This window comes from Agriterribacter sp., assembly GCF_035444585.1.
Taxonomy (GTDB): domain Bacteria; phylum Bacteroidota; class Bacteroidia; order Chitinophagales; family Chitinophagaceae; genus Agriterribacter.
Genome location: NZ_DAOMOZ010000153.1, coordinates 1 through 12,278, shown reverse-complemented (window position 1 = coordinate 12,278; position 12,278 = coordinate 1). Strand labels below are relative to the sequence as shown.

The 12,278-nt window shown below is 44.2% G+C and carries 12 protein-coding genes; 4 read left to right on the top strand and 8 right to left on the bottom strand.

Features of this window, described 5'->3' with window-relative positions; all coding sequences use genetic code 11:
• Positions 1-107: 107 nt before the first annotated feature.
• Positions 108-806 carry a response regulator transcription factor gene (locus tag PLH26_RS15320; protein WP_324586907.1) on the bottom strand — a complete coding sequence of 233 codons (699 nt, stop codon included), beginning with the start codon at positions 804-806 and terminating at the stop codon, positions 108-110.
• A gap of 125 nt (positions 807-931) precedes the next feature.
• On the opposite strand from PLH26_RS15320, the gene PLH26_RS15315 reads away from it, so the two are divergent.
• On the top strand, positions 932-1,303 hold the full coding sequence (locus PLH26_RS15315; protein ID WP_324586906.1) for a co-chaperone GroES: 372 nt from the start codon (positions 932-934) through the stop codon (positions 1,301-1,303).
• A gap of 42 nt (positions 1,304-1,345) precedes the next feature.
• Positions 1,346-2,896 (top strand): helicase HerA-like domain-containing protein, encoded by a 1,551-nt coding sequence (locus PLH26_RS15310; RefSeq protein ID WP_324586905.1) that lies wholly within the window; start codon positions 1,346-1,348, stop codon positions 2,894-2,896.
• Positions 2,897-3,061: 165 nt separating this feature from the next.
• On the opposite strand, the gene PLH26_RS15305 is transcribed toward PLH26_RS15310, so the two are convergent.
• Positions 3,062-5,008, bottom strand: coding sequence for a RecQ family ATP-dependent DNA helicase (locus tag PLH26_RS15305; protein WP_324586904.1), 1,947 nt, complete (start codon positions 5,006-5,008; stop codon positions 3,062-3,064).
• Positions 5,009-5,152: 144 nt separating this feature from the next.
• Positions 5,153-5,854 carry an SDR family NAD(P)-dependent oxidoreductase gene (locus PLH26_RS15300; protein ID WP_324586903.1) on the bottom strand — a complete coding sequence of 234 codons (702 nt, stop codon included), beginning with the start codon at positions 5,852-5,854 and terminating at the stop codon, positions 5,153-5,155.
• A 157-nt stretch (positions 5,855-6,011) separates the two neighbouring features.
• Here PLH26_RS15300 and PLH26_RS15295 point away from each other — a divergent pair, with 157 nt between their 5' ends.
• A complete protein-coding gene (locus PLH26_RS15295; protein WP_324586902.1) occupies positions 6,012-6,707 on the top strand; it encodes a YjjG family noncanonical pyrimidine nucleotidase in 696 nt (231 codons plus the stop codon).
• 57 nt (positions 6,708-6,764) lie between these two features.
• Here the strand turns inward: PLH26_RS15295 and PLH26_RS15290 are convergent, their stop codons facing one another.
• From PLH26_RS15290 to PLH26_RS15280, 3 genes are all read right to left on the bottom strand, one after another.
• A complete protein-coding gene (locus tag PLH26_RS15290; protein ID WP_324586901.1) occupies positions 6,765-7,427 on the bottom strand; it encodes a phosphatidylserine decarboxylase family protein in 663 nt (220 codons plus the stop codon).
• 62 nt (positions 7,428-7,489) lie between these two features.
• Complete coding sequence (locus tag PLH26_RS15285; RefSeq protein WP_324586900.1) at positions 7,490-8,362, bottom strand: phosphatidate cytidylyltransferase; 873 nt, start codon at positions 8,360-8,362, stop codon at positions 7,490-7,492.
• Between the two features lie 65 nt (positions 8,363-8,427).
• On the bottom strand, positions 8,428-9,375 hold the full coding sequence (locus PLH26_RS15280; RefSeq protein WP_324586899.1) for a CPBP family intramembrane glutamic endopeptidase: 948 nt from the start codon (positions 9,373-9,375) through the stop codon (positions 8,428-8,430).
• A 132-nt stretch (positions 9,376-9,507) separates the two neighbouring features.
• On the opposite strand from PLH26_RS15280, the gene dusB reads away from it, so the two are divergent.
• On the top strand, positions 9,508-10,554 hold the full coding sequence (gene dusB / locus PLH26_RS15275) for a tRNA dihydrouridine synthase DusB (RefSeq protein WP_324586898.1): 1,047 nt from the start codon (positions 9,508-9,510) through the stop codon (positions 10,552-10,554).
• 3 nt (positions 10,555-10,557) lie between these two features.
• On the opposite strand, the gene PLH26_RS15270 is transcribed toward dusB, so the two are convergent.
• Positions 10,558-11,934 (bottom strand): peptidylprolyl isomerase, encoded by a 1,377-nt coding sequence (locus PLH26_RS15270; RefSeq protein WP_324586897.1) that lies wholly within the window; start codon positions 11,932-11,934, stop codon positions 10,558-10,560.
• Between the two features lie 78 nt (positions 11,935-12,012).
• Positions 12,013-12,278 (bottom strand): EF-Tu/IF-2/RF-3 family GTPase (locus PLH26_RS15265; protein WP_324586896.1); only part of this gene is annotated, 266 nt, incomplete at its 5' end.

Genomic DNA, 12,278 nt, shown 5'->3' with positions numbered 1-12,278 from the left:
CCCGCTATGAACTATAAACAACTTTGAACCTTATTTCAACGACATTGAATGGTGAGTTGTCAATGTGAACTTACCACTCACCACTCACTACTGACAACTGACTACTTTTATTCATTCACCACCAGCCTGAAGCCATTGCCATGTATATTCACTATTTCAATATTGGGGTCTTCCTTAAGATATTTTCGGAGCTTGGCTATATACACGTCCATGCTTCTTCCGTTGAAGTAGGTATCGCTGCCCCATATGCGCTTTAATGCGAGCTCCCTCGGCAGCAGATCATTCTTATATTCTGCCAGCATTTTCAGCAATTCATTTTCCTTGGGCGATAAGGTTTGTGTTTTCCCGGCAATAGTAAGTTCCCTCAGCTTTGGATTAAAATGATAATTGCCAAGATCAAATTCTATATTGGTAGCGTCTTTGTTCAGATCATCATTCCGCTTGAGTATGGCTTTAATTTTGAGCAGCAATACCTCGCTGTCGAAAGGCTTGGTTATATAATCATCGGCCCCTAATTTATAGCCCTGGATAATGTCTTCTTTCATCGTTTTTGCCGAAAGAAAAAACAGCGGAATGTCGGGATTGATGTCCCTGATCTCTTCAGCCAGCTTAAATCCATCCATATTGGGCATCATAACATCCAGCAGGCAAAGCTCAAATTTTTCACGCTGAAAGGCGGCCAAACCGAGGCGGCCGTCCCTTTCCAGTGTTACATCATAATCATTAAGCTCCAGGTAATTCTTTAATACCAGCCCCAGGTTCTGATCGTCTTCACATAATAATATTTTGTGCTTTTGTGCTTCCATAATACATACATTTAGTGGCAAATAAATATATTTAGTTTCCGCTTTATAATAAAATGCGAATAAACTTTTGTTAAAAGGTATTAAATATACGAATCTTTATTTTTGCAATTAAAATAAAAACAAACATGCGACTAACTCCGGAAAATAAATTTAAAAAGCTGATCGTCATAGGCGACAGGCTGCTGATAAAACCGCTCCAGTCTGACCAAAGAACAGCGAGTGGATTGTATCTTCCGCCCGGTGTGCAGGAAAAAGAAAAAGTACAGCAGGGCTATATAATCAAACACGGCCCCGGCTATGCCATTCCCATGCCGGTTGAAAATGAATCATGGAAGCCTGAAGAAGAGCAGGTTAAGTATATTCCGCTCCAGGCCAGGGAAGGCGACCTGGCTATTTTTTTATTGAGCGGCGCTACAGAAGTCATGTACGAAAAGGAAAAGTATTTTATTGTTCCGCAAAGTGCTATACTAATGTTAGAGCGGGAAGAAGACATATAAATTTTTGCGCTGATCCCTTAACTTTCCTGAAAATTGTTGCGTATGCCAGATAAAACAGATTTCATACAAACCATTAACAACGGCTATCATTTTAAAGGTGAAAGCTTTACACTGGGTGCAGCCGTGCTGAATGGCGAAGTGCTCAGCGAAGCCCCTGTTCATTTATCGTTAAAAACAATGAACCGGCACGGGTTAATTGCCGGAGCTACCGGAACAGGAAAGACCAAAACCCTGCAGGTTATAGCCGAAGGGCTGAGTGATGCCAGTGTACCCGTATTGCTGATGGATATCAAGGGAGACCTGAGCGGTATAGCACAAGAGGGAATACTTAACGATAAAATTAAAGAACGGTACGGGAAAATGGCGCTGGAATACGTTCCGAAGTCCTTTCCGGCTGAGCTGATGAGCCTGAGTGAGGAAAAAGGCGTTCGGTTGCGGGCCACTGTTAGTGAGTTCGGGCCCATTCTGATCTCAAAGATACTGGGACTAAATGATACGCAACAGGGACTGGTGGCGGTGATCTTTAAGTATTGCGATGACGAGAAGATCCCGCTCGTTGATCTGAAAGATTTTATTAAAATGCTCCAGTATATTGGCAACGAAGGCAGGGCTGGTATTGAAAAGCAGTATGGTAAAATTTCTACTACCAGCACGGGCACTATTTTGCGGAAGGTAATAGAGCTGCAGCAGCAGGGCGCTGATGTGTTTTTCGGGGAACCTTCTTTTGAAGTGGATGACCTGATGCGGATCAGCGATGACGGAGGCGGTATGATCAATATACTAAGAGTAACGGATATGCAGAACCGCCCCAAGCTTTTTTCTACTTTCATGCTGCAACTCCTCGCTGAGCTGTATGCCATATTGCCTGAAGCCGGCGACCTGGATAAGCCCAAGCTGGTATTGTTTATTGATGAGGCCCATCTTGTATTCCAGGAAGCAACGGATGCATTGTTGCAGCAAATAGAAACGGTGGTTAAACTGATCCGGTCAAAAGGAGTAGGGATCTTCTTTTGCACGCAAAACCCCCAGGATATACCGGCAGCCGTATTAAGCCAGCTGGGTTTAAAAGTGCAGCATGCCTTAAGGGCTTTTACCGCTGCCGACCGCAAAACAATCAAACAGGCTGCAGAAAATTACCCCGAAACCTCCTATTACCAGGTAAATCAACTGATCACCGAACTGGGCATAGGTGAAGCTTTAATAACCATGCTGAACGAAAAAGGAATTCCCACTCCCCTGGCGCATACTTTACTTACTTCACCCCGGTCAAGAATGGATGTTTTAACCGAAGCTGAGATCAGCGCGCTAACAACACAATCAAAGCTGGTAAAAAAATATGAACAAACCATAGACAATGTGAGTGCTTATGAGATCGTGTCCGGAAAATTAGAAGAAGCTGAGAAAAGATCGGCAGAACAGGCTGCCGGTAAAACTTCCTCCAAACCCGAGCCCTCGGCCCTTGAAAGGATTTTAAATAATCCCGCAGCGAGGCAGGTACAAAGAACAGCGGCTTCCATTATTACGAGGAGCCTGTTAGGCGCTTTGGGATTGGGTGGAAGGCGGAGCTCAAAAAAGAAAACAAGCTGGTTCTAAGCACTTTAGCAAATCTTCTTCTTTAAAAGGGAAAAGCATAATATAATTTAGGGTCAATTCTGATTGGTAAGTAGTAGAAAATATTAAGTGAATACCACTAAAAGGGTATTGTTATAACCGTTATCATTGCTATCTTTGACTCGGTTTTTCATAGGATATTGGATTTTAAAAACGGGCTGGATTTTTATCCTGGCCCTTTTTTTTTATATTAACTTTTCCGCTATATCCCGATTCGTTCATTTCGAGGTAGTTTTCTGCCAGTAAATGCTCAATGACCTCCCAGATCTTTTTCTCATCCGTAATGCGCAATTGCTGCATCAATTCCTTTATGGTTAAGGAGCCCGAACCCAGCGCTTTTGTTATATCTGCCTGCAACGATGAAAAATCTTCATGGGAAAGCCCTGTTTTCTTCTTTTCAATACAATTGTCGCAAATGCCACAGGGCTTCGCTGCATGATCATTAAAATAGCCGGCTATGATTTGGGCACGGCAATCTGTGGCATTGCCCGCATAACGCGTGATGGCTTCTATTTGCTTTATAAGAACCGTTTTTCTCTTTTGATAGTTGCGGGCATTTATGGTTAAATTGCCGGTTACCACCCGGTTATTCAGGAAACGCAGTTGGGGCTTATCTTTCCGGGGGGCATAAATAATAATACCCAGCGAATGAAGGTGCAGCAACGTTTTCTTTATTTCGCTTATATCTTTTTTTAAACTTTTGCCTGTTTGCAGCTCACTTACAGGTACAGGGATATCAAAAATGCCTCCATACGAACGCAACAGGAATTTAATACAGGCCGCGGCGGCGGGGTTTTCGCTTTCGGTCTCCCGGAGCGTTTCTTTACCACAGCAAAAAACCACTGTAGAAGGCATAAACAATTGTTCATTGTACTCAACAATACCTTCCTGCTCCAGGGCCTTTATTGCATAAGCAGCGGATACCGGGTTTAACTTAAAACGCCTGGTAAACTCGTCTATATCAAAATCAAAAAATATATCCTCACCTGATCCGGATGGCAGCTGAAGATAATTTACAATGCACTGGTATACATTCTTTATTTCTTCAATAGAAGGGAAGCGGATACCGGGGTGTTTTTGAAGCGCATCAATATCCTCGTGCCTGTATAATAACACGGCATAGGATCTTTTACCGTCACGGCCGGCACGACCGGCTTCCTGGTAATAATTTTCAAGGCAATCCGGTATATCCACATGCACTACCGTTCTTACATCCGGCTTATCTATACCCATACCGAAAGCATTGGTACATACTATGATACGAATTTTGTTTTTAAGCCAGTTTTCCTGTTTCTCATTTCTTTCTTCATGCGATAAACCGGCATGGTAATGATCGGCGCTGATGTGGTGCAGCCGGAGCAGATCCGCTATCTCTTTGGTGCGTTTCCGGCTTCGGCAGTATACTATTCCACTGCCCGGCACTTTCTCAATGATCTCCAGTAACTTATTGAGCTTTACATCTGCATTAAATACACTATACGAAAGGTTGGGCCTTTCATAAGACAACTGGAACAATTGCTTTTGCTTAAATTGTAATTTATCGCAAATATCCTCCTGCACCGGCAGGGTTGCCGATGCGGTAAGGGCCAACACAGGTACTCCGGGCTTTTGTTCACGAACAGAAGCGATATTCAGGTAGGCGGGCCGAAAATCATAGCCCCATTGCGAAATACAATGCGCCTCATCTACCGCGATCAGGTTAAGGGGTAAAGCCGGTAAATACTCTTTAAAAAGATCCGTTTCCAGCCGCTCGGGCGACACATACAGGAACTTATAATTCCCGTACAGGGCATTATCCAGTGTTTTTTTAACTTCGGCAAATTGCATCCCCGAGTGAATGCTAAGTGCCAGTATGCCTTTTGCCTTTAAATTTTGCACCTGGTCTTTCATTAATGCTATCAGGGGTGTTATTACCAGGCAAAGTCCTTTCGATGCCAGGGCGGGCACCTGGAAGCATATGGATTTGCCTCCGCCTGTTGGCATAATGGCCAAAGTATCTTTACCGCCCAATACAGCTTGTATGATATCTTCCTGCATTGGGCGAAAAGAAGTATAGCCCCAATGGGATTGTAGTATGGAATGGATATCTGTCAAAAATGAAATTGTAAAAGGCAAATATCAGTAAAAGCACCAAGAAGCCCCTGGATTTGAAATTTGAAATTTCAAATTTTAAATTTCAAATTCCTTTGGTCCTTTCCCGGCGTCAGCCAATGCATAACAATAAGTAAGTCCCTTCCCTCACACATCTCCCAACTGGGGGCGCAGTATAATATCTTCCACACAGGCCTGTGCCGTAAGCTGTGAGGCAGCATAAATCATCTTTGCAACATCGTCTGCTGCCATTATCCGTTGGGAATCAATGCCGCTTTGTGCCCACGAATCGGTATAGGCCGCGCCGGGATATACGGCTGTAACCTTAATGCCATGTGGTTTCATTTCTTCTCTCAGATTCTTTGAAAATCCCGCCAACGCAAATTTGCTGATGCTGTATGCACCACCGTTTTTATACGCCTGAAGAGATGCGATGGAACACATATTAAAAATATGGCCGCTTCGCTGCGCCATCATTCTATGGATCAGCAGCCGCGTAAGGTGGTATGCGCTGTAAAAATTAACTGCCATCATATTTTCCATCGTGCCTTCCGGCTCGTTGTATACACTTCCCGGTTCAAATGAACCTGCGTTGTTGACCAGTATATCTATCGAAATACCAGACTCCAAAATCCAGTTGCCAAGATCCTTTACCTGTTCCTTAATGCTCAGATCAAAAGGTTTGGCTTTAATGGTCACCTCCGGAAAACGGGTAGTAAGTTCTTCCATCGCTTTGTACAAGCCCACATCATTGCGCGAGCTGATATACAGGTTATGCCCGTTTGCTGCAAATATTTCCGCGATAGATTTTCCAAACCCTCTGGAAGCGCCGGTAATAATGACATTCATAAATCATTTTTATTGTGAAACATAAAATGCTGTGAAAATTATTCAATATTACAATTTTTAGGAGCTTTTTCAACCTATGCTCTCTTTCCGATACGCGTAATTACCAACCCCGTTTACTTCTGGTAAACATCCTTATTTTTGCTTCATTGTTTATATCATGGCTTACAAACATCTTTTCTTTGATCTTGACCATACCTTATGGGATTTTGAATCCAATGCAAAACAAACGTTGCAGGAGCTGCATGTTGCGCTGGAACTCAACACACATGGCATAGACAGTTTTGATGCTTTTTATGAAAGATATGTGTATCATAATACCAGGTTATGGGAACGCTACCGCAAAGGCTTTATTAAAAGAGATGATCTGCGATGGAAGCGGATGTGGCATACCTTGCTGGATTTTAAAACAGCCAATGAAAAACTGGCGCGAAGCATGGACACCTTTTTTTTAGACAGGCTGCCTACGCGAACTTTGCTGTTTCCCCATGCAATAGAAATACTGGAATACCTGCGCAATAAGGGCTATGCTTTGCATCTTATAACCAATGGATTTGAAACGGTTCAGCACAGCAAACTTAAATATTCGGGACTTACCGGCTTCTTTGAAAAAGTAATTACTTCCGAAGGAAGCAACAGCCTGAAACCACACAAACAGATCTTCGAATATGCGCTGCATAAAACGGGGGCAACCGTAAGCGAAAGTATTATGCTGGGCGATGATATTGAAGCCGACATAGTGGGTGCAAAAAACGCCGGGATTGACCAGGTGTATGTTAATCATAAGCATATTACACCGCCTTTACAACCAACCTATACTGTGTATGCGTTGAAAGAGCTGGAAAATATCTTTTAGCGCAATGTGTTGTGCGGTCTGGGGCTGTCGCGTGCCGACCGCCGCCGCCACTCACAGTCACCCGCCCCAGCTTGCCAGCACGGTTATTCCGCCTTTTACAGCCTGGTTCAACTGAACATGGATTTTTGTACCCGGCGGCAAAAGCACATCCACCCGGCTGCCAAACTTAATAAACCCCATCTCGGCACCCTGCTGCACTTTTTGTCCCGGTTTAAGATAGTTTATAATACGACGGGCTACGGCGCCTGCAATTTGCTTAACCAGCACTTCTGCATTTGCGTTTCGTATTACAACCGTATGCCGCTCATTGTTTGTAGACGATTTGGGATCCCACGCTACCAGGTATTTTCCCTTGTGATAACGGCTGTATACCACTTCACCACTCACCGGATTAAGGTTTTGGTGTACGTTGGCAGGACTCATAAAAATGGATAGCTGTAAACGTTTCCCCTTAAAATATTCTTCATCCACCGCTTCTTCAATCACCACCACTTTCCCGTCGGCAGGCGCAACAATCTTGGTATCATCGATGATGAGCGTGCGTTTGGGCACTCTAAAAAAAGAAATGATAAAAAGAAAAAATAAAAAGGAAAGAATAAAAATGATCCAGGCCAACCAGCTTACGCTATAAGGCAAAAAATAAAACAGCACAAGATTGATGATCACAAAAAACAATCCGCAAAGTGCAATGGTTTGATATCCTTCTTTATGTACCGTCATCTATACAGGTTGAATGAACAAAAGTAGGCAATGGCAAAAGAGCGTCAAAATTTTGCAGCTATTCATTTCACCGCAACCATCACATATAACCAAACTACCGGCGTAGCCAACAACAGTGAATCAAACCTGTCTAAAAAACCGCCATGCCCGGGCATAAGATGCCCGCTGTCTTTAACATCAGCCATACGTTTCAGCTTGCTCTCCAGCAAATCACCGGCCGTGCCTAAAATGGCTGCTATGCCTGCAATAACACACACATGAACAACAGGTATCCGCACATAGTATGCCAGCAGGCCCATTGCCGCAACACACCATACTGCTCCGCCAATTGTACCTTCTATTGTTTTTTTGGGTGATACTTTCGAGAATGGCGTTTTACCTATGAGGGAGCCGGTAATATATGCCATGGTATCGTTGATCCATATCGAAAAAATAACAACAAGCGGTACTATACGCCCTATTTCAAATTGATCATCTTTCGCCGAAATCCATAGCCCGTCCACCGATCGCATACTGATCATGAGCGCCCAGCTTAAGGAAATATATACTATTCCCATAGCAGAGTAGCTGATGTGTTTAAGATTGAACTGCCTGGAAAAAAGGATCTCGGTAATGGGAAGGGCCAATGAAAAAATCAATCCTGTGATAAGCCCTATGGCATGCAGGCTTATGCCTCCCATCCGGTATTCATCACCGGCACAATACAGCATCAGCGACCATCCGGCCAGCACTACTCCATACTCATGAAAGAAAGATACAGATGCATAAGAAGGGTCAATTTTTCTGAGCAGCCTTTGGTATTCGATCCAGCAACCCCAATGTATAACCGAAAATAAAATAAAAAAGCTCCATTCATTCCATAGCAGTCCGGCCAGCATTACAGCCACAAACACCAGTGCCGTTAGGGCCCTTGTTTTAAATACCTGCCAGTTCATTGCCATCATTGATAGTTTAAATCAGTATCTCCCAATTTCCGCATCTCCATATTTCACATTCCTGTTTACGCAATCCATTTTTCTTCCCGTGCCCTGTCTTCCGGCGCCGTATATTTTTGCACAGCTGTTGCTGAGATCTTTTTAAAAACAATAAATAAGAGAAATAAAAAAATAAGTCCAATGATCCCCCACCACATGGGGTAGGTTTCATTCAAGGCCTCCTTTACCGGTTTACCCTGTCTTATCAGCACATACATCTGGGTAACGGCAATGGCATTGTTGAAAAAGTGGGCGGCAATGGTGAGCCAGAGGCTTCTCGAATAATAAAAGATCAGACCCAGTACCACGCCCAAACATACACGGGCAAGAAATCCATAGTAGGAAAGGTGAATAACACTGAATATAAGGCTGGTTATCAGAATTGCCAGCCAGGGCTTCTTTGAAAACCGGGTAAGCAGGTTTTGCATTCCGCCACGAAAAAAGGTTTCTTCAAATACCGCCGGCAACAAAGCGATCATAATGATAGAGATGATATAGTCGCCAAATGTCCGGATGTTGGTCATGGCTTCTACCTGGGCGCTATAGTTGTCCTCCAGCTCTCTAAAATAATCCGCTGCATTTTGGGGAATAGGGATCAGCTCATTAAGCTGCGCAAGAGATGCGGCAGCAATAGCCGCTCCGAACATAATGCCCAACGCCAGGAGCAGTTGCCTCAAATTGAATTGCATGGTAAATCCTAATAGCTTACCGGGACGGCGGTTAATGATCAACGCGGTAAAATATGCCGGCAAAAAAAAGGTCACTGCTGTAGACACTACCTGGATAACACGAACAGCATTAATGTTTTCCGGATTCAGCAATTCGGCCGGCATGCTCATTATTCGCTTACCGGTCATCAGCACCCACACGGGAATACTCAGTATCCCGCCGGCAATAAAACCAGCTATCCATAGCCCTATCAGAATCAAAAAAGCATTGGCATAAGAAATCCCCCTGGAATCTGCATCGTACATAATTTATAAAATTAGTGTGTACCTTTGCGGCTTGCGTTGGAATGAAACCAGGCACACAGGTTGAATATCAACTCTTTAAGCGTTTGCAATGTATTGTAAATTTGCTAAATCCGCACCGGTTCCGTTCTGTAAATGCAAGATAAGACAGTTCGTGCAATGGCGGTAAAAATAGGTTCCATACAGCTCCCCGATTTTCCTCTTCTCCTGGCTCCCATGGAAGATGTTAGTGATCCGCCATTCCGTTTTGTGTGCAAGCAAAACGGCGCCGATCTTATGTACAGTGAATTTATCAGCAGCGAGGGGCTGATCAGGGATGCTATTAAAAGCAAACAAAAATTAGATTTTTCTGAATTCGAGCGTCCTTTTGGAATACAAATGTTTGGGGGTGATGAAGAAGCGTTGTCGCTCAGCGCTAAAATAATTGACGCGGTTGAGCCCGACCTCGTTGATATCAACTTTGGCTGCCCGGTAAAAAAAGTGGTTTGCAAAGGAGCGGGGGCCGCTGTGCTGAAAGACGTTGACCTAATGGTGAGGCTAACCGAAGCTGTTGTACGGTCTACCCCGTTGCCGGTAACCGTAAAAACGCGCCTGGGCTGGGACGACGGCTCTAAAAATATAGAAGAAGTAGCCGAACGTTTGCAGGATGCGGGTGTGCAGGCGCTTACCATTCACGGGCGCACCCGTTCGCAACTGTATAAAGGCGATGCGGACTGGAGCCTGATTGCAGCGGTAAAAAACAATCCCCGCATACATATTCCCATATTCGGCAACGGCGATATTGACTGTCCGCCCAAAGCCGTGGAATATAGGAACAGGTACGGGGTAGACGGGATTATGATAGGCCGGGCCGCTATAGGGTACCCGTGGATATTCAGGGAAATCAGGCATTATATTCAAACCGGCACCCTGTTACCCCGTCCGTCTGTTGAAGAAAGAATAGCGGTATGCCTGACCCATCTGCGCAAATCCGTAGAATGGAAAGGCCCTGTTTTGGGTATACTCGAAATGAGAAGGCATTACGCCAATTATCTTAAAGGATTACCACATATCAAAGACTTCCGCATGCAACTCGTAACGGTAAAAACGCGGGCCGAAGTAGAACACGTATTACATGAAATAAAAGAAAGGTATGCGGCAGACGGTATTGCGCAGGAAGAAACAACGCTTGTAAATGTATAATGATCACCTCGTGTTCTCAGCCGACAAAGCCAGCCATTTGTTCACTTCACTGCACTGGCGAAACTCCTCATCCACGGAAATATAGTAAGTGGGCATTTTGGTTTGAAACCATTTGTTCAGTATTTCACCCTTTTTTTCTTCCAGAACGCGCTCGGCGATCTTATTGTAATCGTCTTTAATGTTTTCGCGATGCGGCTCGGTTTTGCTTTGTATATAAACAATGCGTGCGCCTTTCCGGCCTCTCTCATCAGTGAAAGGAACAGGTTTCGAATATTCGCCTACTTTTAATTCATTGTATACAGGCAAAAGGCTTTTATCAAGGTCCTGGATGGTAAGATAAGGGGAGCCCTGGGCATTGGTGATTGATCCTGCAGTGAACTTACTGTTTTCATCCTCGCTGTATTTATCCACTGCTTCCCCGAACGACAGGGTGTTGGCAACCAGCTTTGCTCTTATGGTATCCAGCTTTGCAATCGCTTCGTTTACTTCTTTGTCGGTGATCTGGGGTATTTTAAGAATATGGCGTACTACCACATCATCTCCTGTTCTGCTTACCAATTGTATGATATGATATCCGAATTTTGATTTTACCACTCTTGATATTTGCCCTTCTTTTAAAGCAAATGCGGTTGAAGAAAAAGTACCATCCACACTTTTATCGTTCCTGTTGAATTCAAAGCGTCCGCCCACTTCTTTGGTACCGGGATCATCGCTATACATTTTAGCTATCCTGTCGAAAGAGGTAACGCCACTTTCAATTTGTCTTTTATATTCTGCCAGTTCATCCTGCGCATACTTTTCGAGCTCCCGGCTGGCCTTTGCATAGGCCACAACCTGTTTTATTTCGAGCTCCGTTTCATAAAACCGCAAGCTGTCCTTGGGGATCTTTTCAAAATAATCTCTTACTTCTGTAGGCGTAATTCTTACGTTTTCAATAATGGATCTTTGCATGGCTTCCGACAGCTTCTGTTCCTTTATGGCTACGCGGTTGTCCTCTTTGATCTGGTAAATACTTTTTCCCGCTATCTGTTCCAGCGCTTCTTTCCCGCCATAGGCGCCAATATAATACCTGATCCGCTGGTCAAGCTCGGCTTCAATTTCTTCATCGCTTACCGGCAAAGAATCTTTCTGAGCCTGCAGCATGAGGGCTTTTCTCACCATCATTTGCTGCAGCAGCATGCAGCCCGCATCGGGTGGTAATTCACGGCCCTGTCTTTTTTCATCTTCAATATAATTGGTGATGTCCGACTTAAGCACGATCTTATCACCGATCACGGCAATGATCTTGTCTGCAAGCACTTTTTTTGACTGACCGCCCCCCTGAGCCGCAACCATACAGCCCATTGCAGACAGAAAAACAACAAATATGAATTGTTTCATAATTTTACCCTTTCAAGCCATCCAAAAATAAAGGCATTTCACTGCAGGGGCAATACGACCCGCTTATTTAACAAAGGTTTACAAGCTCCTTTTTACTTCTTCAATCTCAAACGCTTCCACTACATCTCCGGGCTTCAGGTCATTATAGTTCTTAATGGTAAGTCCGCATTCCATACCGCTCGATACTTCTTTCACATCATCTTTATACCGCTTCAATGAACCCAGCTCTGCGCTTTGTCCTTCACCGGTAGGATATATTACAATTCCGTCGCGGATCAGCCTCACTTTGGAATTACGGCTTATTTTACCGTCCAATACCTGGCAGCCGGCAACGGTTGCCTTAT

Bases quoted from the DNA above. Each gene is read 5' to 3' on its own strand.
- PLH26_RS15320 (WP_324586907.1), bottom strand. From the start codon at position 806: ATGGAAGCACAAAAGCACAAAATATTATTATGTGAAGACGATCAGAAC.
- PLH26_RS15315 (WP_324586906.1), top strand. From the start codon at position 932: ATGCGACTAACTCCGGAAAATAAATTTAAAAAGCTGATCGTCATAGGC.
- PLH26_RS15310 (WP_324586905.1), top strand. From the start codon at position 1,346: ATGCCAGATAAAACAGATTTCATACAAACCATTAACAACGGCTATCAT.
- PLH26_RS15300 (WP_324586903.1), bottom strand. From the start codon at position 5,854: ATGAATGTCATTATTACCGGCGCTTCCAGAGGGTTTGGAAAATCTATC.
- PLH26_RS15295 (WP_324586902.1), top strand. From the start codon at position 6,012: ATGGCTTACAAACATCTTTTCTTTGATCTTGACCATACCTTATGGGAT.
- PLH26_RS15290 (WP_324586901.1), bottom strand. From the start codon at position 7,427: ATGACGGTACATAAAGAAGGATATCAAACCATTGCACTTTGCGGATTG.
- PLH26_RS15285 (WP_324586900.1), bottom strand. From the start codon at position 8,362: ATGAACTGGCAGGTATTTAAAACAAGGGCCCTAACGGCACTGGTGTTT.
- PLH26_RS15280 (WP_324586899.1), bottom strand. From the start codon at position 9,375: ATGTACGATGCAGATTCCAGGGGGATTTCTTATGCCAATGCTTTTTTG.
- dusB (WP_324586898.1), top strand. From the start codon at position 9,508: ATGCAAGATAAGACAGTTCGTGCAATGGCGGTAAAAATAGGTTCCATA.
- PLH26_RS15270 (WP_324586897.1), bottom strand. From the start codon at position 11,934: ATGAAACAATTCATATTTGTTGTTTTTCTGTCTGCAATGGGCTGTATG.